The sequence below is a fragment of the Mycobacterium sp. OAE908 genome, assembly GCF_017872775.1.
Taxonomy (GTDB): domain Bacteria; phylum Actinomycetota; class Actinomycetes; order Mycobacteriales; family Mycobacteriaceae; genus Mycobacterium.
This window is the reverse complement of record NZ_JAGGJL010000001.1, coordinates 350,752-377,663: the sequence shown is the minus strand read 5'-3', so window position 1 is coordinate 377,663 and position 26,912 is coordinate 350,752. Positions and strand designations below refer to the sequence as shown.

The 26,912-nt window shown below is 65.8% G+C and carries 27 protein-coding genes; 15 read left to right on the top strand and 12 right to left on the bottom strand.

The genetic code is table 11. The features are described from left to right. The first annotated feature begins 1 nt into the window (after position 1). Entirely contained in the window at positions 2-829 is an 828-nt protein-coding gene (locus tag J3E61_RS01825; RefSeq protein WP_192726837.1) for a dienelactone hydrolase family protein, read from the top strand. On the opposite strand, the gene J3E61_RS01820 is transcribed toward J3E61_RS01825, so the two are convergent. The 3 genes from J3E61_RS01820 to J3E61_RS01810 are packed head-to-tail and all read right to left on the bottom strand — an operon-like array spanning position 810 to position 3,599. Beyond that, entirely contained in the window at positions 810-1,985 is a 1,176-nt protein-coding gene (locus J3E61_RS01820; RefSeq protein ID WP_210082391.1) for an AI-2E family transporter, read from the bottom strand. The two genes, J3E61_RS01825 and J3E61_RS01820, sit on opposite strands and share 20 nt — an antisense overlap. A 10-nt stretch (positions 1,986-1,995) precedes the next feature. Then, on the bottom strand, positions 1,996-2,826 hold the full coding sequence (locus J3E61_RS01815; RefSeq protein ID WP_210082390.1) for an SDR family NAD(P)-dependent oxidoreductase: 831 nt from the start codon (positions 2,824-2,826) through the stop codon (positions 1,996-1,998). Then, complete coding sequence (locus tag J3E61_RS01810) at positions 2,823-3,599, bottom strand: SDR family oxidoreductase (protein ID WP_210082389.1); 777 nt, start codon at positions 3,597-3,599, stop codon at positions 2,823-2,825. Before J3E61_RS01810 ends, J3E61_RS01815 begins: the two co-directional genes overlap by 4 nt. Positions 3,600-3,679: 80 nt before the next feature. Between J3E61_RS01810 and J3E61_RS01805 the strand changes: the two genes are divergently transcribed. Beyond that, positions 3,680-4,126, top strand: coding sequence for an SRPBCC family protein (locus J3E61_RS01805; RefSeq protein ID WP_192727015.1), 447 nt, complete (start codon positions 3,680-3,682; stop codon positions 4,124-4,126). 25 nt (positions 4,127-4,151) lie between these two features. On the opposite strand, the gene J3E61_RS01800 is transcribed toward J3E61_RS01805, so the two are convergent. The 4 genes from J3E61_RS01800 to J3E61_RS01785 form a co-directional block, all read right to left on the bottom strand. Further along, positions 4,152-5,030 carry a formylglycine-generating enzyme family protein gene (locus J3E61_RS01800; RefSeq protein WP_210082388.1) on the bottom strand — a complete coding sequence of 293 codons (879 nt, stop codon included), beginning with the start codon at positions 5,028-5,030 and terminating at the stop codon, positions 4,152-4,154. Continuing rightward, positions 5,023-5,919, bottom strand: coding sequence for a haloacid dehalogenase-like hydrolase (locus tag J3E61_RS01795; RefSeq protein ID WP_192727014.1), 897 nt, complete (start codon positions 5,917-5,919; stop codon positions 5,023-5,025). The genes J3E61_RS01800 and J3E61_RS01795 overlap by 8 nt, the downstream gene beginning before the upstream one ends. Positions 5,920-5,921: 2 nt before the next feature. Further along, positions 5,922-7,466, bottom strand: coding sequence for a sulfatase-like hydrolase/transferase (locus tag J3E61_RS01790; RefSeq protein ID WP_192726832.1), 1,545 nt, complete (start codon positions 7,464-7,466; stop codon positions 5,922-5,924). A gap of 79 nt (positions 7,467-7,545) precedes the next feature. Then, the gene (locus J3E61_RS01785; protein ID WP_210082387.1) at positions 7,546-8,307 is read right to left on the bottom strand and encodes an alpha/beta fold hydrolase; all 762 of its coding nucleotides are present in this window, start codon (positions 8,305-8,307) and stop codon (positions 7,546-7,548) included. Positions 8,308-8,356: 49 nt separating this feature from the next. Between J3E61_RS01785 and J3E61_RS01780 the strand changes: the two genes are divergently transcribed. Next, positions 8,357-8,635 (top strand): DUF1876 domain-containing protein, encoded by a 279-nt coding sequence (locus tag J3E61_RS01780; protein WP_210082386.1) that lies wholly within the window; start codon positions 8,357-8,359, stop codon positions 8,633-8,635. Between the two features lie 30 nt (positions 8,636-8,665). Here J3E61_RS01780 and J3E61_RS01775 read toward each other — a convergent pair whose 3' ends face one another. Genes J3E61_RS01775 through J3E61_RS01760 form a run of 4 tightly spaced genes read right to left on the bottom strand, consistent with a single transcriptional unit; the run spans position 8,666 to position 11,847 of the window. Continuing rightward, a complete protein-coding gene (locus J3E61_RS01775) occupies positions 8,666-9,790 on the bottom strand; it encodes an NAD-dependent epimerase/dehydratase family protein (RefSeq protein ID WP_210082385.1) in 1,125 nt (374 codons plus the stop codon). A gap of 51 nt (positions 9,791-9,841) precedes the next feature. Further along, the gene (locus tag J3E61_RS01770) at positions 9,842-10,054 is read right to left on the bottom strand and encodes an exodeoxyribonuclease VII small subunit (RefSeq protein WP_192726828.1); all 213 of its coding nucleotides are present in this window, start codon (positions 10,052-10,054) and stop codon (positions 9,842-9,844) included. After that, positions 10,055-11,284, bottom strand: coding sequence for an exodeoxyribonuclease VII large subunit (locus J3E61_RS01765; RefSeq protein WP_210082384.1), 1,230 nt, complete (start codon positions 11,282-11,284; stop codon positions 10,055-10,057). After that, complete coding sequence (locus J3E61_RS01760; protein WP_192726826.1) at positions 11,281-11,847, bottom strand: lipid droplet-associated protein; 567 nt, start codon at positions 11,845-11,847, stop codon at positions 11,281-11,283. Before J3E61_RS01760 ends, J3E61_RS01765 begins: the two co-directional genes overlap by 4 nt. A 54-nt stretch (positions 11,848-11,901) precedes the next feature. On the opposite strand from J3E61_RS01760, the gene J3E61_RS01755 reads away from it, so the two are divergent. The 9 genes from J3E61_RS01755 (at position 11,902) to J3E61_RS01715 (ending at position 23,228) form a co-directional block, all read left to right on the top strand. Then, entirely contained in the window at positions 11,902-12,903 is a 1,002-nt protein-coding gene (locus J3E61_RS01755) for a 4-hydroxy-3-methylbut-2-enyl diphosphate reductase (RefSeq protein WP_210082383.1), read from the top strand. Beyond that, on the top strand, positions 12,903-14,675 hold the full coding sequence (locus tag J3E61_RS01750; RefSeq protein WP_210082382.1) for a penicillin-binding protein: 1,773 nt from the start codon (positions 12,903-12,905) through the stop codon (positions 14,673-14,675). Before J3E61_RS01755 ends, J3E61_RS01750 begins: the two co-directional genes overlap by 1 nt. A 165-nt stretch (positions 14,676-14,840) precedes the next feature. Then, entirely contained in the window at positions 14,841-16,007 is a 1,167-nt protein-coding gene (locus J3E61_RS01745; protein WP_210085388.1) for a hypothetical protein, read from the top strand. Beyond that, positions 16,004-16,969 (top strand): transporter substrate-binding domain-containing protein, encoded by a 966-nt coding sequence (locus J3E61_RS01740; protein WP_210082381.1) that lies wholly within the window; start codon positions 16,004-16,006, stop codon positions 16,967-16,969. Before J3E61_RS01745 ends, J3E61_RS01740 begins: the two co-directional genes overlap by 4 nt. A gap of 2 nt (positions 16,970-16,971) precedes the next feature. Then, the gene (locus tag J3E61_RS01735; RefSeq protein WP_210082380.1) at positions 16,972-18,117 is read left to right on the top strand and encodes a hypothetical protein; all 1,146 of its coding nucleotides are present in this window, start codon (positions 16,972-16,974) and stop codon (positions 18,115-18,117) included. Beyond that, entirely contained in the window at positions 18,114-20,324 is a 2,211-nt protein-coding gene (locus tag J3E61_RS01730; RefSeq protein ID WP_210082379.1) for a protein kinase, read from the top strand. The genes J3E61_RS01735 and J3E61_RS01730 overlap by 4 nt, the downstream gene beginning before the upstream one ends. Continuing rightward, positions 20,321-21,325: a protein phosphatase 2C domain-containing protein gene (locus J3E61_RS01725; RefSeq protein WP_210082378.1), complete on the top strand. Its 1,005-nt coding sequence runs from the start codon at positions 20,321-20,323 to the stop codon at positions 21,323-21,325. Before J3E61_RS01730 ends, J3E61_RS01725 begins: the two co-directional genes overlap by 4 nt. Next, positions 21,322-22,602, top strand: a complete 1,281-nt coding sequence (locus J3E61_RS01720) for a VWA domain-containing protein (protein WP_210082377.1) — start codon at positions 21,322-21,324, stop codon at positions 22,600-22,602. Before J3E61_RS01725 ends, J3E61_RS01720 begins: the two co-directional genes overlap by 4 nt. After that, on the top strand, positions 22,602-23,228 hold the full coding sequence (locus J3E61_RS01715; protein WP_210082376.1) for an FHA domain-containing protein: 627 nt from the start codon (positions 22,602-22,604) through the stop codon (positions 23,226-23,228). Before J3E61_RS01720 ends, J3E61_RS01715 begins: the two co-directional genes overlap by 1 nt. On the opposite strand, the gene J3E61_RS01710 is transcribed toward J3E61_RS01715, so the two are convergent. Then, complete coding sequence (locus J3E61_RS01710) at positions 23,225-24,328, bottom strand: hypothetical protein (RefSeq protein WP_210082375.1); 1,104 nt, start codon at positions 24,326-24,328, stop codon at positions 23,225-23,227. The two genes, J3E61_RS01715 and J3E61_RS01710, sit on opposite strands and share 4 nt — an antisense overlap. An 84-nt stretch (positions 24,329-24,412) precedes the next feature. Here J3E61_RS01710 and ychF point away from each other — a divergent pair, with 84 nt between their 5' ends. The 3 genes from ychF to J3E61_RS01695 all read left to right on the top strand — a co-directional run bounded on the left by ychF (position 24,413) and on the right by J3E61_RS01695 (position 26,679). After that, on the top strand, positions 24,413-25,492 hold the full coding sequence (gene ychF / locus J3E61_RS01705) for a redox-regulated ATPase YchF (RefSeq protein ID WP_192726816.1): 1,080 nt from the start codon (positions 24,413-24,415) through the stop codon (positions 25,490-25,492). 36 nt (positions 25,493-25,528) lie between these two features. Beyond that, positions 25,529-25,795, top strand: coding sequence for a MafI family immunity protein (locus tag J3E61_RS01700; RefSeq protein WP_210082374.1), 267 nt, complete (start codon positions 25,529-25,531; stop codon positions 25,793-25,795). A 98-nt stretch (positions 25,796-25,893) separates the two neighbouring features. Next, positions 25,894-26,679 (top strand): methyltransferase domain-containing protein, encoded by a 786-nt coding sequence (locus J3E61_RS01695; protein WP_210082373.1) that lies wholly within the window; start codon positions 25,894-25,896, stop codon positions 26,677-26,679. Positions 26,680-26,912 lie beyond the last annotated feature (233 nt).

Genomic DNA, 26,912 nt, shown 5'->3' with positions numbered 1-26,912 from the left:
CATGACTGCGCCGGACCCCAATGTCGCCGGCCAGGCGGCCCCGGAAGCCGACTTGACCGGTTGGACCGCCTCGCCGTTCTCGGCTGCCGGTTTCACCTATGACGTCTACCGCAAAGGCGAAGGCCCCGGCGTGGTGTTGATCCCCGAGATGCCCGGTATTCATCCAGGAGTACTGGCACTGGGTAATCACTTGGTGGACAACGGATTCACCGTCGCGTCGCCGTCGCTGTACGGCACGCCCGGCGCCCCGGGTGTCCGCCCCGGTGCGGTGCCGGTGATGCTGCGCGGTTGTGTGGCAAAGGAATTCGCGGCGTTCGCCACCAACGCGGACCGTCCGGTCGCGCACTACCTGCGTGCGTTGGCACGCGATCTGAACGAGAAGACGCCGGGTAAGGGCGTCGGCGTGATCGGCCAGTGCTGGAGCGGCGGTTTCGCGCTCGCGGCCGCCGTCGACGACAGCGTGCTGGCACCCGTTTTGAGCCAGCCGTCGCTGCCGATCGGGTTGACGGCCAAACATCGACGCGACCCAGGCTTGTCCGAGGCCGAGTTGAAGGTCATCGAGCAGCGTGCCGCCAACGACGGATTGTGCGCACTGGGCCTGCGTTTCAGCGAAGACCCGCTTTCGCCGGGCGCGCGCTTCAAGACGTTGAAAGATCGGCTTGGCGATGCGTTCGAGGTCATCGAGATCGATTCCAAGAAGGGCAACGAGCACGGTTTCGGCAAGATGGCCCACTCGGTGTTGACGCTGGAAGTTCGCGAGGTCGACCTGCATCCGGCCTACGAGGCGCGTAAGCGGGTCGTCCAATTCCTCAAGGAGCGACTGGCTTAGCGGGCGCCTGCACCGGCGCCTTGGCCCTGCCGAGGCGCGCGAACCAGCCGGGAAGCCTTCGCTGCTTTGGTTTTTCGTCCTCATCGGGGTCATCCATCGGTACGCCCTTGTACACGGCGAGGTAGACGCTGATCGTGGTGACGATGACGATCATCAACACCGGGCCGATCACGATGCCCCACGCGCCGAACATGGCGATGCCGGAGAACACCGCGAGCAGCATCAGCGCCGAGTCGAGGCGCGCGGTCCGCGGCACCAGGATCGGTCGCAAGAAGTTGTCGATGTTCGTCACCACGATGAGATGGAAGAGGATCACGAAGGCACCGCCGAATACGTTGCCGAACAAGATCATTCCGATTCCGAACGGGATCGTCACAATGCCGCTGCCGAGCGGTATCACCGATAGCGCCGACAGCAGCACCGCGAAAAGGAAGAAGCCTTGGTGGAAGCCGGCGATGTAAATGGAGGCCGCGCCTGCGATGCCCTGACAGATGGCGATGACGAACTGGCCCATCACGGTACCCTTCACCATCGCGCCCATCTTCGACATGTAGAGGTCGGTGATCTCCTCGCCGAGCGGGTTGAGTCGACGGATCAGCATGAGCACCTTGTCGCGGTTGGTCAACAGCGACAAGAACACGTAGAGAAACAGGATCGCCGCCGTCACACCGCCGAACACGCTGCCTGCCGCACCCTGCAGCAGACCCAGCAGCCACTCACCGACCTTCTGCGCCGCGGTCGCCATCGACCCCCGTAGCGAGTCGGGCGTGACGTCGACATTGATGAACGGCACCTTGTCCAGCGCGTCGTTGACGAAGCGCAGCGCCTGATCGCCGAGGGTCGACAGGTCGGTGCGGCCCACCCACTCCGCCACCCGTTCGACCATGTTCGTGATCTGCACGACGGCGAGCATCACGAACAGCCCCATGGGCACCACCACCGACGCGATCGCCGCCAACAAGGTCAGCGTCGCCGACAAGCCGGTGCCGAAGCGCTTGTTGAGCCGGTCGAACAACGGCGTGAACAGGTAGGCGGCGACGGCCGCGACGACGATCAGAATGAAGTAGCCGCGCAGGAAGTAGGCGCCGAACAGCAGCGCGATCACGGTCGCAACGGCCAGTGCACGCCTTTGTGTCAGCGTGAACTCGGTGTCCATGGCCGTGACGCTAGCCCAGCTGGGAACGTGCTGTGGCCTGGCTGGCGCGCTGGCGTTCGATGAACCCGATCGATACGCGGTTCATCAGAGTCGGCGCGAGTCGGGCGAAAAGCCACTGAGCGTGTGCCAGTCGCGGCTTCACCAGGATCGCCTTGTTCTTCTCGATGGCGCGCAACGTGTCTCGCGCGAGCCGGTCGGGGTCGTAGGCGGTCTTCACGCCTTGGCCCTCGAGAAAGTAGGTGCGCCCGACGAATCCGCCGATTGCGCCCTTGTCGAGGATCGGAGTCTCGACGGCTGACGGGCACACCACCAACACGCCGACGCCGCGACTGACGGCTTCGGAGCGAAGGGCCATCGACAGCCCGACGACGGCGTGCTTGGTGGTGACGTAGCTGGTGATCTGCCCTGCCGCGGTCAGCCCCGCCATCGAAGCGGTGTTGATGATGTGGCCGTGGCCTTGTTGGACCATCAGCGGGTAGGCCGCCGCGACGCCGTGCACGACGCCTCGGATGTTGACGTCGATGATCGCGTTCCACTGGTCGAGCGTCAGCAGTTCGGTGTCGCCGCCCCACACGATGCCTGCGTTGTTGAACATCAGGTCGAGCCGTCCGGCGCGATCCACCACGTCGTCGACGACGGCCTGCACTGCGGCCGCGTCGGTCACGTCGACTCGGGCGGAGCGGGCGTTGCCGCCGAGCGCCGCGGCGGTGCGCTCGGCGGCGTCACCGTCGATATCGGTGCAGACGACAGTGACGCCCGCATTGACCAGCGCGCGGCACAGCGCAGCACCGATGCCCGATCCGGCGCCGGTGACGATCGCGTTTTTACCCGCGGAACTCATTGCGGCGCCTCCGCCAGTTTCATGACGTGGCCGAGGATGTCGGGGTAGCGCTTGAGGTGCGCGCCGCCGTTGAGGTCGAGCACCTCTCCGGTCAGCCACGACGACGCTGGCGAGCACAGGTACAGCACGGCGCCCGCGATGTCCTCCGGCGTGCCTGCCCGGCCCAGCGCGGTGTTCTCGACGTACTCCTCGATCACGCCGGGGATGGCGGCTGCCGGCTCGGTGAGAGGGGTGTGGACGAAGCCGGGCGCGACGGCGTTGACGCGGATGCCGCGCGGGCCGAGCTCGAGCGCGGCGACCTGAGTGAGCATCGAAAGCCCGGCCTTGGCAGCGCAGTACGCGCTCATGCCCGCTGCGGGTTGACGGCCGTTGAGCGAGCTGATCGAGACCAGCGCACCGCCGGAGCGCAACGTGCGCCCCGCGTGCTTGGCGACGATGAACGCTCCGGTGAGGCAGACGTCGATGACGTCGCGGAACTGGTCGACGGGCATGTCGGTGATCAGCCCGACGTTGGAGAACCCGGCGGTGTTGACGACGATATCGACCGGTCCGGTCTGTTCGAACAGCCGCTGTACGGAGCCCTCGTCGGTGACGTCGACGGCTGCGCCGGTGTGCGGATCGCCGAGTTCTGCGGCCCGGCTGCGCGCGCCGTCGGCGTTGCGGTCGGCGATGGTGACCCGGTCTTGTTGGGCTGCCAGCGCCTGCGCCGTCGCCCAGCCGATTCCGGACGCTCCGCCGATCACGATGGCGCTGCGCTGATTACCGTTGCTCATGCCGGACGGCCCTTCGACGGTGAACTAGAACGCGTTCTAACTTAGCGCTAGGGCAGACTGCCAATGTGACCGAATTGAAGATGTCCGATTCGATTTCTGTTGCCCTGACACCCGATGAGTTGTATGCGTTGGTGTCCGACGTGACCCGGATGGGTGAGTGGAGTCCGGTCTGCAAGGCGTGCTGGTGGGACGACGGCGCGGGCCCGGAAGTCGGTGCCTGGTTCACCGGCCGCAACGAGCTTCCGGAGCGAACCTGGGAGACCCGCAGCCAGGTGGTCGTCGCGGACCCCGGTCGTGAGTTCGCGTGGGAGGTCAACAACGGCTGGGTGCGGTGGGGATTCACCTTCGCACCCGAGGACGGCGGCACCCGGCTCACCGAACATTGGGAGTTCCTGCCCGCAGGCATCGCCGGCTTCCACGAGCGTTGGGGCGAGCACGCCGACGCGCACATCGAGCATCGTCGCGAACTCGCCAGGACAGGCATCCCCGCCACGCTCGCGGCGATCAAGAAGACCGCGGAAGCCTGACTGCTGGGCGCGGCGAAAAACAACCTCAGCGCTTGACGCAGCGAAAGCCGATGTGGCTCATGCCCGTATCGACGGGTTGCGGTCGCCGCGCCGCCGGACGGTAGCGCAGGCAGTAGTTGTCGGCGCACAGGAACGACCCACCCTTCACGACCTTGCGCGGCACCTGGAACTGCGGCTGGCGCGGGTCGTAACTGCCTGCCTCGCAACAAGGATCGCCTTCGCGCGAGTCGGCGTAGAAGTCCGTCGTCCACTCCCACACGTTGCCTGCCATATCCGCCAACCCGTAGCCGTTCGGCGGGAATCTGCCGACGGGCGTGGTGCGGCCATACCCACGATCGGGCCGCCACGGGAATTCGCCGTGCCAGTAGTTGGCCATCGGCTGGTCTGGCTGTTCCGGCTCGTCGCCCCAGGTGTAAGTCGCGCCGTCGAGACCGCCGCGCGCGGCCGTTTCCCATTCGGCTTCGGTGGGTAACGCCAGCCCCGCCCACGCCGCGTATGCCTCCGCGTCTTCGAAGGCGACGTGCACGACGGGGTGATCGGCGCGCTTGTCGATCGACGAGTTCGGGCCGACCGGATGCCGCCACGACGCTCCCGGCGTCCACGTCCACCACAGATTCAGGTGACGCAGGTCGACCGGTCCGTTCGTGCGGGTGAACACCATCGACCCCGGTTGCAGGTTCTCGGCAGGTGCGCCGGGATAGTCGGCCGGGTTCAGCGGCCGCTCCGCGACCGTGAGATAGCCAGTGGCGGCAACGAATTCGGCGAACTCGGTGTTGGTCACCGGGTGGGTGTGGATCCAGAAGCCGTCGACGCTGACCGCCCGCGCAGGCCTCTCCTCGTCGTAATGTCGATCGGATCCCAGCACCGATGTCTGCGGTGGGATCCACACCAGTTCGTTAATCACCGAAGACGGTCGTCCAGTCGTTGCACACACTGACCACGGTCCAGTCGTCCTTGCTCGCCTGCTCAAGGGCTTTCTCCGCGCCGGCGGTGTAGTCGAATTCGCGATCGGCATCGTCGTGCAGCACAAGCAGCCGCAGACCGCGGGTGAACTCCAGCATTTCGATGTCGCCGTCCGAATTGCCGGCGGCAAGAATAGGTCTGCGCCCGATCCGGCTCCACAGTCGCACCGGCTTCATCGGCCCGTCATCGAGGAATTCCGGCTGCGCCGTCGTATACAGATGACCGTCCTGATAAATCAATCCCACCGAGCTGCCGACCACGCGTTCGGGCGGAATCCCGTACAGCGCAGCGGTAATCGGCCGCATGAAGTCCCGACCCCCACCGGACACGATGTAGTTCGTGAAGCTGTGCGCTTCCAGGTAGCGCAACAGTTCGACCATCGGCCGATATCCACAGGACGCATAGGATCGCTTGAGTGTCGGATGCTTGGCGTCGGCGAAGAAGTTTTCGACGCGACGGCGGTGCTCCTCGACAGTGATCGCTTCGTGTGCGGTGAGCACGGCCCCCATCAGCGTCGTGATGTCGGCGTCATCGCCCTGATAGTGCTTGGTGACGGCGTCGGCCAGCCACTTCAAGTTCCCCTCGAAGGCCGACTTGTACGGTTGCTTGTCCCGCAGTGACGGATCGGCCTTCGCCTGTTCGGCGAATCTGCGCACGAGGAAGTCGAGCTGTATGTACATCGGTTTCTCACACCACAGCGTGCCGTCGTTGTCGAAGACCGCGACACGCTGTTGGGGCTCAACGTAATCCGGCCCGCCGTGGGTGGTCACGCGGTCTACGAAGTCGACAATCGCCGCCTTCGCAGAACCGTCTTGCCATGACTCCAGCACGCTCACCCGCCGCGGGAGGAAAGGAACTTGTTGAGCTCTTCGACCGCGTGGTTGATGGTGAACGACGACGGCTCTTGACGCGGTGGGAACTCCTTGAACGTCTCGAGGAACTGGGTGGCGATCGCCGATCCGAAGAGGACCAAGTAGATACGGTCGATCATCCAGTCCCAGTAGGTGTTCGACGTGATGTCCGCGCGTTCGTATGGGTCCGTGCGCAGATTGAACAATTTCGGCGCCCGCAGTGGCGTGAACGGCTCGAACCAGATCTGCAGCGTGCCCTGGCACCGCTGCTCCATGAAAACGACCTTCCAGTTCTCGGCCCTGATTCCCAGCACGTCGCAGTCGTCGGAGAAGTAAATCATGCCGCGGCGTGGGCTCTTGTCCACCTCACCGGTGAGATAGGGCAATAGGTTGTACCCGTCGATGTGAACCTTGTAGGTCATGTCACCGACGGTGTGGCCGGCCTTCAGCTTGTCGATGATGCCCGGATCCCCCGCTGCGGCAAGGAAAGTCGGTAGCCAATCATGATGCTGGACGATCTCGTTGGAGACACTGCGGGGCTTGATCTTTCCCGGCCAGCGGATCATCTCGGGAACACGGAAGGCCCCTTCCCAGTTGGTGGCCTTCTCGCTTCGGAACGGCGTCGTGGCGCCGTCCGGCCAGCTGTTGGCGTGCGGGCCGTTGTCGGTGCTGTAGATGACGATCGTGTCCTCGGCAATGCCCAGCTCATCCACCAGGTCGAGCAGTTGGCCGACGTTGCGGTCGTGGTCGATCATGGTGTCGTGGTACGGCGACTGCCAACGGCCCGCCTGGCCAAGGCTCTCCGGCTTGGTGTGCGTCCGGAAGTGCATGTGCGTCATGTTCATCCAGACGAAGAACGGAGTGCCGGCCTCATGCTGGCGCCGGATGAAATCGGTGCACGCACCGGTGGTTTCGTCGTCGATGGTCTCCATCCGCTTCTTGGTCAGCGGCCCGGTGTCCTCGATGCGCTGCTTGCCGACGGGTCCGTATCGTTCATCGACTTCGCCGGAGTCCTCGTCGGTGGCCCAGGAGTGGATGACGCCACGCGGCAGCAGCGCCCGGCGCAGTAGCGGTGCTTCTTCCTCGGTGGGGTAGTCGGGGTTCTCGGGCTCTTCTTCGGCGTTGAGGTGATAGAGGTTGCCGAAGAACTCGTCGAACCCGTGCGCGGTCGGCAGATACTTGTTCAGGTCCCCGAGGTGGTTCTTGCCGAACTGGCCGGTGGCGTACCCCAGCGGTTTGAGCAACTCGGCGATCGTCGGGTCCTCTTTCTGCAGCCCGACGTCGACCCCTGGCATGCCCACCTTGCTCATGCCGGTGCGGTAGACGCTCTGCCCGGTGATGAACGATGACCGCCCTGCGGTGCAACTTTGTTCACCGTAGGAATCGGTGAACAGCATCCCCTCATCGGCGATGCGATCGATGTTGGGGGTGAAGTAGCCCATCATGCCGCGGCTGTAGCAGCTCAGGTTACTGATGCCTATGTCGTCGCCCCAGATGACGAGAATGTTCGGCTTTTCGTTCGGCACGGCTGCTCCTTGACCAATTGACGATTAGGTCGAAGCCTAGGGGCGCAGTGCGGCAGTGATCGGGTATTCGGCCAACGGTTCACCGATTCGTGAGCTCTCGGACCAGCGTCGGGTACCGGGCGCGGTCGGGCCGGAAGATGTCGTGGGGGGAGTCGTGGAACTCGTGCAGTTCCGCCGACGGAAACAACCGCCGATAGCGGGCCCATGCGGCGTCATCGATCAAAGGGCTGTTGGGGCTGCGCACCACCAGCATCGGCGGCTGCAGCGCCGACAAATCTTCCCAATACGACCGACCCCGCGCCGCGCGGAACATCTTGACCGCCGCCTCGTAGTCGAGCCGGTTGCGAACCGGCGAACCGCGCCACCGGCCGTCCAGCAGGTGACGCATATGCGGCTCGGGCAACACGATTTCCGCTGGCACGTAATCGCCGATCGAGAGCGACAGCACGCGATCCGGGTGCGCCAGCGCCCACGCGATCGCATACGTCGTGCCGCGGGAGAACGTCATGAGGTGCACCGGTCCGTCCGTGACCGCGTCGACCACCGCACCGACGTCCGCACTGAGCGCGCCAAGGTCATACCCGGTTTCAGGCGCGTCGCTTTGGCCGTGCCCGCGCAGCTCCACCACGACCGTTCGCCGCCCGAGCAGTGGCAGGATCTCGACGTAGTCGTCCGCGAGATCGGTCACCCCTGGGACGAAGATGATCGGCGCACCGCGATCGTCGCCGCCAGAGTCGAGGTAGTGAATGCGGGTGTCGCCGTTGGTGGCAAAGCGGGAACGCGGCACTGGACCACGATGCCGTCTCGCGGTCGGCCAGTGTGCGGTTTCGGTGCAAAGCATGCCTGAGAGGCGCACCCTGGTAACCGGAAGGTGATGGCAGGGGAAGACCATGTATGACAAGGATTTGAGCAACAAGTGGCGCGTCGAGATCGACTTCGACGAGGACGAGACGCACACGCATGCGATGGTGCACGCCCAGTGCGGCGACGGTAAGAGCGTGACCACGCTGGGGGACGCTTACCGCAACCCGAAGGACTCGGCTGCGCCGATGATCGGCGAGGAGATCGCGGCCGCGCGCGGGCTCATCGCACTGGGCACCGAGCTGTTGCATCGGGCGTCATCGCAAATCGAACAGGTCACGCATCAGCCGGTGCATCTGTATCGCTGACCCGCGACAGCAGCGCGCAGTGGCTGCAGATCAGCCCTCCAGCGGAGATGCCGTCATCACGCCGACCGCCGGCTCGTGGACCTCACCCTTCATCTGGTGGAACAGGTCGACGTAATACGGCAGGCACTCCGCCATGGCCTGCTCGGTGGTGAACAGCGGCTGGTAGCCCAGGTCGCGCTGCGCCTTGGCGATCGAGAAGTAGTTGTCCAGGTAAAGCCGTTCCACCCCAAGGGGTTCCAGCAGCGGCTTGGGCAGGCCGAACCGGAAGTGGAACCACTGCCACACCGTCATCACGGCTTTGACCAGCCGCCCCGGCACCCAGATCTTCGGCCACGGCTGACCGCACGCCTCGACCACCGGTTGGGAGAACTCGAACATGTTGATCGGTTCGCCGTCGTTGATGAAGTACGCCTGACCTGGCGCCGTTCCGCCCGGGACCAGATGCTCGGCGGCAAGGATGAATCCGTGAATCAGGTTGTGTACGTAGGAGTTATCGAGCTTGACCTTCTTGCTGCCGACCAGCACCTTGACGTGGCCTGCGAGCACGTTCTCGAACACCTTGCGGAACATCGTCTGATCGCCGCGGCCCCAGATGCCGCTGGGCCGGATCGAGCACGTCAACAACCCGTCAACGCCGTTCTGCGAAAGGACGAATTGCTCCGCGGCGACCTTCGTCTCGGTGTAGAGGTCGTTGAAGCGTTTGGTATAGGGCAGCGTTTCGTCTCCGCCGGAGATCCGCTGCCCGCCCATCACCACGCTGTTGGAGGCGGTGTAGACGAACCGCTTGGTGCCTGCGGCCTGCGCGGCGTGCACCAGGTTCTTGGTGCCCTCGACGTTGACCGCGAAGCTGCGCTTGCGGTACTCCTCGGTGACCGACCCGCCGCCCATCAGATCGATGATCGCCGCGGTGTGGATCACGGTGTCGATGTCCTTGACGGCGGCGGCCACCGTCGCGGCATCACAGATATCGCCCTCGAGGACCTCGAGCCGCGGATGCGCGGGCAGAGGGGAGGGAACTCGGTCGAACGAGCGGACGTGGTGTCCTCGGTCCAGCAGTTCGGTCACCAGGTTGGCGCCGACGAAGCCGGAGCCTCCGGTCACGAGCACGCGGCCCAGTTCGGTGGTCAGCGTTGAATCACCCATGCCGGAGAGCATAAATGAAACGTGTTACAGTTTCGAGTCCTCGCGCGAAAAATTGTTTCGAACTCAAGCGTCGTCGGCGTCCTTCGAGGCCAGTGCATCCGCCACCCGCTTGCGCGCGCCAGCTAAGTGCTCTTCACAGCGTTTAGCCAGCTCTTCGCCTCTTTCCCAGAGTTTCAGCGATGCCTCTAGATCCAAGCCGCCCTGTTCCAGTTGCTGCACCACGGCGATCAGTTCGTCGCGCGCATCTTCGTACCCCAGCTGACTAATAGGCTTCATTCAATGCCCCTCGCTGCCCTCGCTCGTTGCGATGACCGCCCCGTCGGCGACCCGCACCCGCAGCCGCGTCCCCGCGGGCGCATCTGCTGTCGTGCGCAGGATCGTGCCCGCCGCCGTCTGCACGACGGCGTACCCGCGGTCCAGTGTGGCCGCCGGCCCCAGTGTGGCGAGCCGCGCCGACAGATGGCCGATCCGGTCGGATTCGGCGGCCACCAGCCGGTTGATATCGCGTCGGATGCAGCTCGTGGCTCGCTGGATCTCGTCGCCGCGCGCGGTGAGCGCGGCCAGCGGCTGGGCCAGCACCGGCCTGCTGCGCAATTGGGAAACCACATGCTCTTCGCGGTGCACCCAGTTGCGCAGCGCGCGGCCGCAGCGCCGGCGTAGGTCGGTGATCAACGCCTGCTCGGCGGCGGCGTCCGGGACGATCCGCTTCGCCGCATCGGTCGGCGTGGCCGCGCGGACATCGGCGACCAGGTCGCACAGCGGGTTGTCGGGTTCGTGGCCGACCGCGCTGACGACGGGCGTGGTGCACGCCGCTATCGCGCGGCACAGCGTCTCGTCGGAGAACGGCAGCAGGTCCTCGACGCTGCCGCCGCCGCGGGCGAGGACGATCACGTCGACGGCTTCGTCGCGGTCCAGGTCGCCAAGCGCCTCGACGATCTGCGGGACGGCGTTGGGGCCCTGCACCACGGTGTTGCGCACCTCGAATCGCACGGCGGGCCAGCGGCCCGTCGCTACGGTCATCACGTCACGCTCGGCGGCCGATGCGCGACCGGTGATCAGCCCGATGGTCGAAGGCAGGAACGGTAGCGGTCGCTTCAGCCGCGGATCGAACAGCCCCTCGGCATGCAGCAGTTGACGTAGCCGGTCGATTCGGGCGAGCAGCTCGCCGACGCCGACCGCGCGAATCTGGTTGACCCGCAACGAGAATGTGCCGCGGCCGACGAAGAAATTCGGTCTGCCGAGCATGATCACCTGGGTGCCCTCGGCGAGCTTCACCGGTGCGTTGTGAACCAGCTCCCGCGGACAGGTGATCTGCAGGGACATGTCCGCGGCGGGGTCGCGCAGCGTGATGTAGGCGGTGCTGGAGTTCGGGCGCACGTTCATCTGCGCGATCTGACCCTCGACCCAGACGGTGCCCAGCCGGTCGATCCACCCCTTGACCATCATCGCGACGGTGCGGACCGGATACGGATTGTCCGCGGAGTTGGGTTGCTCCTGCGCTGTCACTTGGCGGTCGCGCGGGTGATCCTGTTGGACAGCAGGGTCTGAAACGGTGCGCGCGACTTGGTGGCGTCCTCGTAGGCGAGCAGCGCCTCGAGATCGGCAACCCGCAGCGAGCTCAGGCGGGCCCGCAGCTGGGCCAGCGTGAGCGACTCGTAATCGAGCTCGGTGACGATTTCGGGCGTATCGGCCTGCGCTGAGTTCGTCCCGCTGTCGGCCTTGGCCCGTGTGTCGGCGGTCTCCGGCTCGCCGCCGGTGAACAGCGCGAAGCGGCCCTCGGTCAGCCGTTCGCCGTCACCGCTCGGCGCTTGCTCGCCCTGTTCGAGATCCTCGTCGAACGTCGCCCACTCCGGCTGCTCATCCTTGGGCGGAAACAGCTGCTCGAGCGTCTCGTCGCCCTTGATGACCAGATCAGCGACGTCCTGCTGCATCTTCATCACGAGGTGGGCAACCTGACTGGCGACGGTCATCGGGTACATCAGGATGGTCTGCGGAAGCTTGCGGGTTTCCTCGAGGGCGGTCACCGCCGCACCTACCAGCAGGCGGACCCCATACGGTGCAGTTGCCATGGCCCCCAGCGTACGGCTGGCCTCCCGCGGGCGCGGGTCAGTACCCTTGGAACCATGCCGCCGACGATAAACATGGGGATTCCGGGTGCCTCCAGCTCGGCGACCGGCGGTGTTACCGGTAAGCGGGTGCTGCTGGCCGAGCCGCGCGGGTACTGCGCGGGCGTCGATCGGGCCGTGGAAACCGTGGAGCGCGCGCTGGAAAAGCACGGCGCCCCGGTCTACGTGCGCCACGAGATCGTGCACAACCGCCACGTGGTCGACACGCTGGCCAAGGCGGGCGCGGTGTTCGTCGACGAAACCGACGAGGTGCCCGAGGGCGCGATCGTGGTGTTCTCCGCCCACGGCGTCGCGCCGACAGTGCACGAGACCGCCGCCGCGCGCGACCTGAAGGTCATCGACGCCACCTGCCCGCTGGTCACCAAGGTGCACAACGAAGCCAAGCGGTTCGCCCGGGACGACTACGACATCCTGCTGATCGGCCATGAGGGCCACGAGGAGGTCGTCGGCACCGCAGGGGAGGCGCCCGACCACGTACAACTCGTCGACGGACCCGACGCGGTCGACAACGTGACCGTGCGCGACGAGAACAAGGTGATCTGGCTGTCGCAGACCACGCTGTCCGTGGACGAGACGATGGAGACCGTCCGGCGGCTGCGCGAGAAGTTCCCGACGCTGCAGGACCCGCCGAGCGACGACATCTGCTACGCCACACAGAACCGTCAGGTCGCGGTCAAGGCGATGGCGCCGGAGTGCCAGCTGGTGATCGTGGTCGGCTCGCGCAACTCGTCGAACTCGGTGCGGCTGGTCGAGGTGGCGCTGGGCGCGGGCTCTGATGCGGCCCATCTGGTCGACTACGCCGACGACATCGACCCGGCCTGGCTCGAGGGCGTGACGACCGTCGGCGTCACCTCCGGTGCGTCGGTACCCGAGGTGCTGGTGCGTGGGGTGCTCGAGCGGCTGGCCGAATACGGCTACGGCACCGTGCAGCCCGTCACGACCGCGAACGAGACGCTGGTGTTCGCGCTGCCGCGGGAGATCCGCCCGGCGCGCGCATAATGCGCTTGCGCCACAAGCTGTTTGGTCTCCTCGCGACGCTCGTCTTCCTCCTTGCCGGCTGCGGTGACGACGCAGCGAACCGGTTGAACAGCACCGTGCACGCGTTCGCCGATGCGCTCAGCAAGGGCGACACGCAGGCGGCCGCGGCAGTCACGACCGATCCGGCGCAGGCCTCCGACACCCTTGGCAAGCTGTTCGACAGCCTCGGCCACAACGCCCACTTCGACGTGTCGGCCGTCGATCACAAGGACGACAACGGAACGTTCACCCTTGCCGCCACATGGAAATTCGGCAAGGACGACCGCAACCAGTGGACCTACAGCACCACTGGCAGCGCCAGCCAGAACGGCGGCCAGTGGAAGCTCCAGTGGAATCCGGCGACCGTCGCGCCCGGTCTTGACGCCGGGCCGCTGTCGTACAGCACCCTGACGCCCGATCCGGCGGCCAGGGTGCTGGACCGGACAGGAGCAGAGTTGTTCACCCAGCAGGTCGTCACGCTGGTCAATGTGTCGCCCGGCGTCGACGCGAATGCCGTTGCAGCGCTGCTGAATCCGATCGACGGCGGCATCACGGCAGAGTCGCTGCAGTCGCAGCTGGCCGCGGCCAACGGCCAGCCCGTCACCGCGATCACGCTGCGCGCGGAGGACCTCGCGCCGATCCAGGATGCGTTGTCGGCCCTGCCGAACGTGACGCTGGCCGCGCAGACACGGTTGCTCACCACCGACAAGGCGTTGACGTCGCCGACGCTGTCGGGGCTGTCCGACCTGTGGCAAGCGGCTACCGACGACGCCACCGGGTGGTCGGTGAGCACCAAGACCGCCACCGGCAGTCAGCATGTCGGCGGACAGGACCCCAAGCCCGTCGCCGACGTCCACAGCACGCTCGACATCGGAATGTCACGCGCCGCCAAGGACGCACTGGCCCCGATTCCCACGCCCGCCGCGATGGTGGTGATCCAGCCCTCGACCGGCGACGTGCTGGCCATCGAGCAGAACCCCGCCGCCGACGCGCAGGGGCCGATCGCGCTGACGGGGCTTTATCCGCCTGGCTCGACGTTCAAGACCGTGACGGTCTCGGCGGCGCTGCAGGCCGGCCAGGTGACGCCTGACAGCATCGTCGGCTGTCCGGGGACCGAGAACATCGAGGGCCGCCAGATCCCCAACGACGACAACTTCGACCTCGGTCAGGTGCCGTTGCACACCGCGTTCGCGCGGTCGTGCAACACCACGATGGGGCGGCTGGCGGTCAACTTGCCGCCTGATGGCCTGACGAAGGCCGCCGCGCAGCTGGGCCTCGGCATCGACTACACCGCCCCGGGCATGACGACGGTGACCGGCAAGGTGCCCGTCGCCGACACGTCGGCGCTGCGCGTCGAGGAGGGTATCGGGCAAGGCCAGGTCACCGCGTCGCCGTTCGGCATGGCCCTCGTTGCGGCCGCACTGGCGCACGGTTCGGTACCCGCGCCGACGATCGTGGCAGGCCAGCCCGGGAAGCCCGATCACGCTCCTGACCCGCTACCGGCAAGCATCGACGATCAAGTGAAAACGATGATGCGCGAAACGATTACGAGCGGCACCGCCACGCAACTGCAGGACATCCCCGACATGCTCGGCAAGACCGGAACAGCCGAATACATCGACAACACCCACGCCCACGGCTGGTTCGTGGGTATCGACGGCGACCTCGCGCTGGCGGTATTCATCAGTGACGCGGGCAGTTCCGGCCCCGCTGTGGACGCGGCAGGCCGATTCCTGCGCACGCTGCACCCCTGAATCTCGTTTCAATCGCAATCTCCGCTATCGGCCCGGTGTTTGCAGTTACGATCTGCGGTGATGGGGAGGTAGGCCGAAAAATTGGGTTCTCCGGGCATAGAGGACACGCGGTTCTCCACGGCTTGGCTGCGACGGTTTGCCCGAACGACGCCCGGTGTCATCGCCATCATCGCGCTCGCGGTCGGGGCCATCTGCGTCGTCGCCGGGGTGGTGTGCGGCGGCCAACTCAACGGGCGGATCGACCAACGCGATGCCATCCTGGCTCGCTCTGAACCGTTCGCCTATGCAGCGCAAAATCTGTACGCCGCCTTGTCGGCCGCCGATGCCGCGGCAGCATCGGCGTTCCTGTCGGGCGGGATCGAAACCGGCCAGATGCGTGCGCGGTACCAGGAAGCCCTTGCGCGCGCTTCCTCGGCGCTCGCCGACGCGACCGCAGGCGCTACGGACAGGGAAACCCGCACCTCGATTGCGGAGATATCGGCGCAGCTTTCCGCGTACACGGCGCTTGTCGAGTCGGCAAGGGCGAACAACCGGCAGGGCTTTGTGATCGGGTCGGCATATCTGCGCGAAGCATCGTCGTTGATGCAGACGTCGCTGCTGCCCAGCGCCGAAAAGATCTACACCCGAAATCTCGCCACGGTCGCAGACGATCAGCGCGCCGTCGGTTCCCTACCGGTCATCAGCCTGGCGCTGCTGCTGCTCGCCCTGGTGGCCATCGGGGTTGGTTCGGTGATGATGTATCGCCGAACGAACCGGCAGTTCAACATCGGGCTCGTCGTCGCGGCGACAACGGTGGTGGTGGTGATCGGCTGGGTTGTGCTGGCCACTCAGCTCGCGGCAGGCGAAATCGAGCACAGCCGAACCGAAGGCAGCGAACGGTTCGAACAGCTCGCGAAGGCGCGCATTCTCGCGCAGCAGGCACGGACCGACGAAACTCTTGAGCTGATCGCGCGGGGTGACATCACCGCAAGAGAAAAATCGTTCAACGACCACATCGACGAGATGGGCAAGCTGATCGAAGCTGCGCCGGCAGCCACGAAGGACGCGGTCGAAAAGTGGACCACCAGCCACGCCAAGCAAGCCGAGGCGTATGGCAGAGGTGACTACGACGCCGCCGTCGCCCAGGCGCTCGGCCCCTCCGCGACGCAGTTCTTCGCCGTCGAAGCCAGCCTGCGCGACGGCACCGAGGGAACGCGGAATACGTTGCGCGACCGGGTGTCCGCCGCGGGGCGATGGATGGCATGGAGCCCAACAGGAACCCTTGTGTTGATGGTCGTTGCTGCCACAACAGCCGTGGTCGGCTTGTGGCCGCGGCTCAAGGAGTTCCTGTGAGAACACGAATTATATTGGCACTGAGCGCCATTGCGCTCACCGTCGCCGCGTGTGGGTCGTCCGCGGCGCCGGCATCGGTTTCGGTCGCCCCTGTCGAGCCGCGGCCGGCGGGCGCGACGGAGGTCACTGCACCGCCGGCCGCCGTGAATGCGGACTGCGACAGAGAAGCAAGCCCCCGTCCCGAGCGGCCGCTGCCGTCGCCGGGTGCGATGCCTGCCGGTTCGACGATGGCAAAGATCTTCGACCGCGGCCGGCTTATCGTCGGCGTCGACCAGAACACCTATCTGTTCGGGTTCAGGAATCCGGCCACGGGGCAACTGGAGGGGTTCGACATCGACATCGCCCGCGAGATCGCGCGGGCCATCTTCGGTGATCCGGACCGGATCCAACTGCGCGTGGTCGATGCCAGCCAACGCGAGTCGGTGTTGGCCAACGACGAGGTGGACCTTGTCGTCCGGACGTACTCGATCACCTGTGCCCGCAAGCAGAAGGTCGCATTCTCGACCGTCTACTTCAACGCCAATCAGAAGGTTCTCGCGGTCAAGGGCTCCGGAATCGAATCATTTCAGGCACTTTCGGGCAAGCGGGTGTGCGCGGTGTCGGGCACGACGTCGCTGTCGAAGTTGTTCGAGCTGAACCCGCGACCACAGGTGTTCGGGGTCGCGACGTGGACGGACTGCCTGTTGATGTTGCAGCAAGGGCAGGTCGACGCGATCAGTACCGACGACGTGGTGCTGCGGGGACTGGCACATCAGGACCCGACGGTCGAGGTCATCGGCCAGAGTGTGGCCGTCGAGCCCTACGGCATCGGGATCAAGAAGGAGAACATCGATCTGGTCCGATTCGTCAACGGTGTGCTCGAGAAGATCCGCGATGACGGCACCTGGCAACGGCTCTACGACGCCAGGCTGCAGGAACTCGGGCCGTCGGCAGGTCCTCCGGAACCGCGCTACGAGGGCTGATCATGCGCGTGCTGACCCCCGACGAGATCGATCGCGAACTCCAGTCGCGCACAACGGAAGTCGCGGCGATGTCGTCGACGCTGGTCGAACTGGAGAACCACCCGGGGCTGGAACACGTACGGGTGTATGCGCCGATCGGCCTGACAGCGCAGCGGTGGACGGTGATCGAGAAGTCGCTGAGCCAGCTGTGGGAGGATCTGCGCCGCATGACGTCGATTCTGGAATCGGCCCGGTTGGTCCGGTCGCGCCGGTCGAGGCCCGATGACGATGACTGCCGGGAGTTGACGAAGTTGCTCCGTGAGCCGACGCTCGAGGTGTCCCGGCAGCCGATCCCGTTGGCGAAGCGCAAGATCAGCGGAGTCAGCGAGTCGGTCGAATACGTCGGGCTCGCAGATACGGCAGAGCGGATGCACGCCGCCTATCCCGCCGTCGTCGAATTCCTCGACGCCGTCGATCGCGTCAACTCGCTTGTGGCCGAAAAGCTCGCACCGACACGGAAACGACTCGACGCAGCCGGCGTATCCGGGCCCGCCGAACTTGCCGACCTGTTGGAGGTCACCGCGACGGATCCGCTGTCCTTGACCACCCGGGACATCGAAGCGCGCATCAACTCGATAGCCGAAACCGTCGAGCGGCAATCGGCCGAGCTCGCCGAACTCGCTGCAATACAGTCGAATTGGCCAGCCAGTCTGGCCGCCGCCGCGGAGAGCCTCGACGCGCTGCGCGAGGCGGGCATGCGTGCTACGGAAATTCGCAGACATGCGGTGCAGAAGGTATTGGCGGGCGCGTTCCCGGCGCGCAGCGACGCCGAGCCGGCCCTGCGCGCCGAGCTCGCTGCGCTCGCCTCCCCGGACCCGAAGGCGCTTCGATCGCTTCGGCGCCGCATCGATGCCGCGCTGCACGCCGCGCGTGAGGAGGAGCAGCTCGCACAGGGACTGCTCGACCGTCGCGATGAGCTCAAGGGGCGGCTGACGGCATACCAGGCGAAAGCCGCCAGGCTCGGCTTCGGAGAGGACCGAGACCTGCTGGCGTGCATCCGAATCGCGAAGGGGCTGCTGTCGCGGCAGCCATGCGATCTGCGCGCCGTCACCCGTGCCATCTCGGACTACCAGCAGTTGATTGCGGACAAGCAGGAGAAGACGGAATGAAATGCGCTGAAGCGGGATGCGATGGGACCGTCGTCGACGGCTACTGCGATGTCTGCGGCACCGCCCCGGGACCCGAAGCACCGCAAGCGGTTTCCGTCGCAACCGCGCCACGGCATTCCGTCCCGTCGGCTCGCACCGCCTCGGTGCGCACGTCTCGTACCGGTTCGTCGACTCGAGGCAGTTCCCGCGGCCGCCTCGGCGCAGGAATTGTGGAGATGCCGCGCATACCGAAGGGCGACCCGGCGGCGGCGATACTCTCCGATCCGCAGGTACCCGAGAGCAGCCGCTACTGCGGCAACCACGACTGCAACAAGCCGGTGGGTCGCCAGCGTGACGGGCAACCCGGCCGCACCGAGGGCTTCTGCCCCGAGTGTGGCACGCGATACTCGTTTGTTCCCAAGCTTTCTCGCGGTGAAGTCGTCGGCGGCCAGTACGAAGTTCAGGGCGCGATAGCGCACGGCGGCCTCGGCTGGATCTACCTGGCGACCGACCGCAACGTCGAAAACCGCTGGGTGGTGCTCAAGGGCTTGCTCAACTCCGGCGATGCCGAGGCGATGGCCGTGGCCAAGGCGGAGGTTCTCGCGCTCGCGGGGGTCCAGCATCCGAACATCGTCCAGATCTACAACTTCGTCCAGCATCCGGATGCGACGGGGGTCCCGGTTGGCTACATCGTGATGGAGTTCATCGGCGGCAAGTCGCTGAAGCAGATGCGCAAGGAGCTCAACGCTCCGCTGCCGCCGGATCAGGCGGTCGCCTACATGGTTGAGATCATTCCGGCGCTCGGCTACCTGCATTCACAAGGTCTCGCCTACTGCGACTTCAAGCCGGACAACGTGATGCAGACCGAAGACCAGGTCAAGCTGATCGACCTCGGCGCCGTCATCCGCATGGACGACGAAGAGAGCGCGATCTACGGCACCATGGGCTACCAGGCGCCGGAGATCGCCGAGACCGGCCCGACAGTCGCCAGTGACGTCTACACCGTCGGCCGAACGCTCGCCGTGCTCGTGATGGACGTGCCTCAGGAGCGAGGCCGCTTCGTCGAGCAGTTGCCCGGCCCGGAGACGGTACCGATGCTTGCCAAGCACGAATCGCTCTATCGCGCGATTCTTCGTGCCACCGACCATGATTCGGGATACCGGTTCGCGTCCATGGAAGAGCTGGCCGACCAACTGACCGGTGTGCTGCACGAGATCGTGGCCGTCGAGCGCGACACGCCACAACCGCGAATGTCGAGATACTTCAGTCCGCAACGCGGCATCTACGGCGCGGGTATCGAGGTGGCCGTGAACCCCGAAGACGTGATCGCCGCGCTGCCTGTCCCCGTCGTCGACCCCACCGACCCCGGCGCCGCAGTGCTCGCCACCACCAGCGGCACACCTGCGGCTCAACTCGAGCATGCGCTCGATCTGGCCAGAACGGGTGCGCAGCAGGCCAACCGGTCCTCGGTCGAGGTGCCGTTGCGTCTGGTGCGCGCATCACTCGAGATCGGCGCGCCCGACAACGCCAGAAAACGTCTCACCGAGTTGGAGACGGTCATCCCCGGAGACTGGCGGCTGAGTTGGTACGGCGCCCAGTGCGCCTTGCTGGAGCACGCATTCGACAAGGCCGCAGCCGATTTCGAGGCGGTGTTGGCCGCGCTGCCCGGCGAACTCGCCCCGAAGATTGCGATCGCCGCCACCGCCGAATTACGCGGCGACCGCGAGGTGGCCGCCCGCTACTACGAGACGGTGTGGCGCACCGACCGCAGCTACGTCAGCGCCGCATTCGGGCTGGCACGGCAGCGGGTGCACGCCGGCGACACCGCGGGCGCGGTCGCCGCACTCGACCAAGTGCCCAACGACTCAGCGCATTTCACGCCCGCCGGCGCGACCGCGATCGAGATCCTGCTCGAGGGCAGAACCGCCGACAAGCTCGACGAGCAGATCCTGCTCGACGCGGGCAAGCGCGCCGACGCGCTGAACATCGAGTCGGCCACCAAGCGCGCAATGATCCGCTTGCGGGTGCTCGGCGCGGCGCTGGACTGGGTGGGCGCCGGGCACAAGAGCAGCGCGGGGTGGCTGCTCGGTGCGGCGTTCGACGAGCCGAGAATCCGGACCGGGATGGAACGCAGCTACCGCGAGTTGGCGCACGAGACACCCGACATGTGGGACAGAATTGCCTTGGTGGAGAAGGCGAACAAGATTCGGCCGAGGTCACGCGTATGACAAGTTCAAACAGCAGGTGTCCGCATTGCGCTACTGCAGTTGCGCCCACCGACCGGTTCTGCGAGGACTGCGGTGGCTCGTTGTCCGAGCTTCAAAAGGTGGCCATCCCGCGTCCCCCTTCGACGGATGGACCGTGCACGGACTGCGGCAACGAGGGTCAGTTCGACGAGTACTGCACCGTCTGCGGGCACCGCCGCGAGCAGCCCGACCGAGACGAGGCGTGCCTTGGCGAGGTGGTGCTGATCACCGACCGTGGCATCGAACACGCAGGCAATGAGGACGCCGCCTCCGCAGGGATGTTGGTGGGCAACGACGCAACGCGACCCGATGCGATCGCCGTCGTGGTGTGTGACGGGGTGTCCAGTTCCGATGAGGCGCACAAGGCGGCGGTCGCCGCTTCGGCCGCGGGCGTCGACGCGATGCTCGCAGCGATCGCGGCGGCCAAGAAGTCGCGTGCGGCTGTGCTGGCGGGATTGGATGCGGCGGCCAAGGCTGCGGTTGCGGCGGGTAGCGGTTCCGCCTCCGCGCCGTCGTGCACCTACACGGCGGCGATCGTTCTCCCCGGCGAGGGTTCCGCGCAGGTCACCGTCGGCAACGTCGGTGACAGCAGGGCGTACTGGCTGCCTGAGCCACCCGCAGCCCCGCAGCAGCTGACGGTCGACGACTCGCTGTCACAAGAGCTGATCACCGCAGGCGCCTCGCCGGAATCGGAAGCCGTCCGCCGTGGCGCACACACGCTGACGCGCTGGCTCGGCGCTGACAGCGATGCCGAGCCGTGGTCGGAGTCGAGCGTGCAGACCATCACCGCCGAGGGCCCGGGCACGCTGTTGCTGTGCAGCGACGGACTGTGGAACTACCTGCCTGAGGCCGCCGACATCGCCCGGTTCTGCATCGGCGTCGAGCCGAGCGCCGCGGCGCGGGCGCTGACCGAATACGCACTGAACGCCGGTGGCCAGGACAACATCACCGTCGCGATAATCCCGATCGGAGGGACGTCATGAGTTCGGCTGAACACCAAGGCATTTCCGTAGACGTCGATCACAATCCCTACCTCGCAGAGGGCAGCGGCACCGTCGACGCCATTGTCAGCATCACCGCCGATGTCGACGCGACGGCCTCGGCACCCGAGCGGGTCGAGGCCATCATCATCGACTGCTCGACGTCCATGCAGGCACCGATCGAGAAGTTCGAGGCGGCCAAGCGGGCCACCGCCGCGGCCATCATGGAACTCGTTGACGGCACGTATTTCACGATCGTCGACGGCACCGAGAAGGCCGCGAGTGTCTACCCGAACGAAGGGCTGGCGCGGGCGAGCACGGAGACCAAGGCCGCGGCCATGCGTGCCGTCGACGGCCTTCGGCCCCACGGCGGCACCGCGATGGGCACCTGGCTCGCACACGTCCGGGGCATCGTCGGGCAGCGCAAGGGCGCGATCGTGCACGCGATCCTGCTCACCGACGGCAAGGACGAGCACGAGACGCCGGAGGAGTTGGGGCAGGAAATCGGGCTCAGCGAAGGCGAATTCACGTGTGACTGCCGGGGTGTCGGCACCGCCTGGGAGGTCGACGAGCTGCGTGCGATCTCGACCGCGCTGCTGGGCACGGTCGACATCGTGGCCGACCCGGAAGATCTCGCAGACGACTTCGCGTCGATGATGAAAACGTCGATGAGCAAGGCGATCCCCGATCTGACGCTGCGACTGTGGACGCCGGCCGGGGCGAGGGTCGAATTCGTCAAACAGGTCGCGCCGACTGTGGAAGACCTGACACACCGCCGCGTCGAGGCCGGAAATCAGTGCGGCGAATACCCGTTGGGCTCGTGGGGCTCGGAGGACCGCGACTACCACATTCAGGTCGAGGTGGAGCCGGCGGCGATTGGGCGGGAGAAATTGGCCGCCAGGGTGAGCGTCGTTGCCGGCGACGAGGTGGTGGGCGAGGGGCTGGTCAAGGCGATATGGACCGCCGACACGGGATTGTCGGCCCAGATCAGCCGCCGGGTTGCGCACTACACCGGCCAGGCAGAGCTGGCGCAGGCGGTTCAGGAGGGCTTGAGCGCGCGCAAAGTGGGTGACGTCAGGACCGCGACCGCCAAACTGCAACGCGCGATGGAGTTGGCGGTCGAATCGGGCAACGACGGCACGGCCAAGCTGCTCGGACGGGTCGTCGAGGTCGACGAGCGGACCGGCACGGTGCAACTGCGGCGGGAGGTCGCGGCGGCGGACGAGATGGCACTCGACGCCCGGTCCACCAGAACTGCTCGAGTGCGGAAGGAGACCTGATGCCGACCTGCGTCGAGGGACACTCGTCGAAGGCCGCCGACTATTGCGACGTATGCGGTGCGCCGATCGGAAGCGCTGCGGCACAACCGGATTCGCCGGCATCGGGGGAGGCCAAGGCCTGCCCGGCATGCGGGATGCCGGTGAGCGGCCGATTCTGTGAGTCGTGCGGGCACGACTCTGCGCTGCCCGAACCGTCGGCGACCGTCGCGCCTGCCGCCGTTGCCAAGCCGGTCGGGTGGACCGCCGTCGTTAACGCCGACAGGGAGTTCTATGAACGGGTGCTGGCCCAGGGCGGCCCCGACACCGTCGAGTTCCCACAGTTCTTCCCCGCACGCCGAATCGCGCTGCAGAGCGACACCACACTGATCGGAAGGGGAAACGCAAAGCAGGGCGTGGAGCCCGAGATCGATCTGGGCATCCATCCGGCCGACCGCGGCGTCTCGACGCAACATGCCGTGCTGCGGCTGCGCGACTCCGGCCTGACCGTCACCGATCTGGGCTCCACCAACGGCACCAGCCTCAACGGCAGCAATGACCGCTTGACCGAAGGTGAAGAGACCCCGCTTGCAGACGGCGACCGCATCCACGTCGGTGCCTGGACCACGATCACGGTCGTGCAGGGCTAGATGTCGTACTCCCAGCTGTCGGCTTCCCAGCTGCTGCGCGATGCGCGCGGCCGCGACCGATGCTCTGCGCGGTCGTCGCCCTCGTCGGAGCCGCGGTAACGCACGCGCGAGACCGGGTGATGCGTCCCGTTCCCGTTGCTGGAGCGAGGTTCCCGGGGCGGGTAGTCGTCGTAGCGACGGCGCCGTTCGGGGCGCTCGGACCGCTCCGGCCGCTCGGTTCGCTCGTAGGAGGAGCGTCTTTCGGTCGGCACCGCCTTGCGGGGCTCGCGGGTCGATGACGAGCGCTGGCGGCGGCGAGGCTCGGCCGGAGGCACCGGCGGCTGGTCGGTCTGCCGCGATGGGCGCGGCCGGCGGGGCCGCTCGGTGACCGGTTCGATGAGTTCGGTCTCAGGCGGGCGGGCGTGCCGGGACCGCGACGGGGCCGTGCGCTTGCTCGTTCTGGGCGTGCGCGTGGTCCCTGCGCCCGGCTTCGCGGCCTTGGTCGCGCGGGTTGGGCGGTCGATGGTGTGCCTGCGGCGCGACGACGCTGCGGTGTCTGCGGCGTCGTCGTCGGCCTCGTCCGTCTCACCCGTCAGCAACGAGGACATCTTCGATGTGACCGAAGACACACGGCTGCTTGCCTTCTCTGCGCCGTCCTTGGCCGTGGATCGGGTGGTCCCGCGGCGCGACGACATGCCGTAATACCACCGGCCCATGCCGATGAGCAGGACGGCGGCCGATGTGAAGAACATCAGCGGGAACCGCTCGATCAACGGGTAGCCGCAGTTGATGGCCAGATCTTTGATGCCACCGAGCTGGCCGCCGTGGAACAGGAAGTAAGCGGTGGGGACGGCGCCGAACAGAATCAGCGGCGGCTGGATGACAGCGGTGAAGAGGCCGGACTGACGAACGGCCAGCACAGCGAAGATGCAGCCCAGCACGTATGTCGCTGCGAAGAACATGCCCAGCTCTTTGGCACCGGACCCTGCGTCATAGGCGAAGCCGACAGCGGTCAGGGTGACGGCGACCAGCACGGCACCCCACCACGGAACACCCGGGATGTTGGGGTGCGCAGAGCGATGGTCGGGCGTGACCGCCGACCGCGCGCGCTGAGCTGACACAGGTAGACCGTACCGGCTCTACGTAAAAGTAGCTGTCAGCGCGGTTCTGGCGTGCCTGTCAGATTCTCCTAGACTCTGGTGCCTGTGGGCCTGAATCTGGGAATCGTCGGATTACCGAATGTCGGCAAGTCGACCTTGTTCAATGCGCTGACGCGCAACAACGTGCTGGCAGCCAACTACCCGTTCGCGACGATCGAACCGAACGAGGGCGTGGTGCCGCTGCCGGACCCGCGGCTGTCGAAACTCGCCGAGATGTTTGATTCCGAAAAGATCGTGCCGGCGCCGGTGACGTTCGTCGATATTGCCGGAATCGTCAAAGGCGCGTCGGAAGGCGCTGGTCTTGGCAACAAGTTCTTGGCCAACATCCGCGAGGCCGACGCGATCTGTCAGGTGGTGCGGGTCTTCACCGACGACGACGTCGCCCATGTCGATGGCCGCATCGATCCGAAGTCCGATATCGAGGTGATCGAGACCGAGCTGATCCTCGCCGATCTGCAGACCCTCGAGCGCGCGGTGCCCCGGCTGGAGAAGGAGGCCCGAACGCACAAGGACAAGCGCTCGGCGCACGAAGCCGCGGTGGCCGCGCAGGAGATTCTCAACGGCGGCACGACGCTGTTCGCGGCGGGCACGGCGGTCGACACGTCACTGCTGCGCGAGCTGAACCTGCTCACGACCAAGCCGTTCCTCTATGTCTTCAACGCCGACGAAGCGGTGCTGACCGACGAGGCGAAAGTGGCGGCGTTGCGGGAGATGGTGGCGCCGGCGGATGCGGTGTTCCTCGACGCGAAGATCGAGGCCGAACTGCAAGAGCTCGACGACGAATCGGCCGCGGAGTTGCTGGAGTCGATCGGTCAGACCGAGCGAGGGCTGGATGCGTTGGCGCGGGCGGGTTTTCACACGTTGAAGTTGCAGACCTATCTGACGGCTGGTCCAAAAGAGGCCCGCGCGTGGACAATTCACCAGGGCGACACCGCGCCTAAGGCTGCCGGCGTCATCCACACCGATTTCGAGAAGGGCTTCATCAAAGCCGAGATCGTGTCGTTCGACGACCTTGTCGAGGCCGGGTCGATGGCTGCGGCCAAAGCCGCAGGCAAGGTGCGGATGGAGGGCAAGGACTACGTGATGGCCGACGGCGACGTGGTCGAGTTCAGGTTCAACGTCTAGGGGCCGATCTACAGTGCCTGCATCAAGGAGTCCGGCATGTCTCTTCTTGAACGCCTCGCCGAGATGCTCCGCTTGTTCGAGGGTCGAGTACCCGAGCGTGACATCGCCATTGCCCGTGAGTTCCTTGACGTTGGCGAGTATGGCGTCGCTCTCGAGCAACTCACGTATGCGTTGACGGAGTACGAGGCAGTGCCGTTGCGCACCTCCGAACGTGCTGAATTGCTCGACCTTGCCCACACAATGGGGATTGAAAGGTCCGTCGAACAAATCGGCGATTGTCCCCCGTATAGCGATGAACAATGAACCGCAACTTCGTCGAGTTCGGGTTCAACGTCTAGGGGCCGATCGGAGCCTTTGCTCGACCGCCTCCGTCAGCAAGGATCAGTCGGTAACCTTCGGCAATGGCGCAACTCGACTTCGATGGAAGTCTCGTCAAATCGATGGAGATTCTCTATAACCGACGCGACATACTGCGCCGGCGGCATCTGGTTCATGAAGCCCTGGACGCCCAACCCGGTGAACGGGTGCTCGATGTCGGATGTGGCCCGGGATTCTACGTAACCGAGTTGCTTGATCGTGTCGGCCCGCAGGGATGGGTGACGGGGGTTGACGCCGCACCGGCAATGCTTGCGGTGGCAACCAAGCGCAGCGAGGGTCACGCGAATACAACTCTTTGTCAGGCCGGTGCTACCGAGTTACCAGTCAACGACGGTGATTTCGATGCGGTTCTGTCGGTTCAAGTGCTCGAGTACGTGCCCCACGTGGCCGCTGCACTCGCCGAAATGTACCGGGCCCTGCGGCCGGGCGGTCGTGTGGTGATCTGGGATGTGGACTGGACGACTGTGTCATGGCGGTCGGACGACGCTGATCGAATGCAACGAATGCTCGCAACGTGGGACAAGCACCTGACTCACCCAGCGCTGCCCCAAGTCCTTGCAGATCATCTGCGGGACACCGGTTTTGTCGACGTCACTGTCGCCGGCCATGCCTTCGTCACCCTTGAACTGACTCCGGAGGCCTATGGCGGTGCGCTGGTTGACATCATCTTCGATTATGCGGTGAAGCAAGGCGGAGTGGACCGAGCCCATGCCGCCGAATGGCGCAGCGAACAAAAGGAACTCGACGCCGCCGGCAGGTTCTACTTCGCATGTGTCCAATGCTGCTTCGAGGCGCACAAGCCGGCATGAGACAAATCGTCTGAGGGCGGATTCGTTATTCGTCAGGCGAGTGTTCTGGCACCCGATTGGCCGGAAGGACTCTTTCGTTCATCTCCCGAATCAGTTGCTCCACGCTTTCCTGGTGGTTTGCGTACGAGCCCAGTTCCCGCGACGGTCCCAGCGGATGTTCGATCGCATACCAGAAATTGTTCAGACGACTATTCATTTTTCCTACTTCTGTAGGTGTTCAACCTAACACAGTT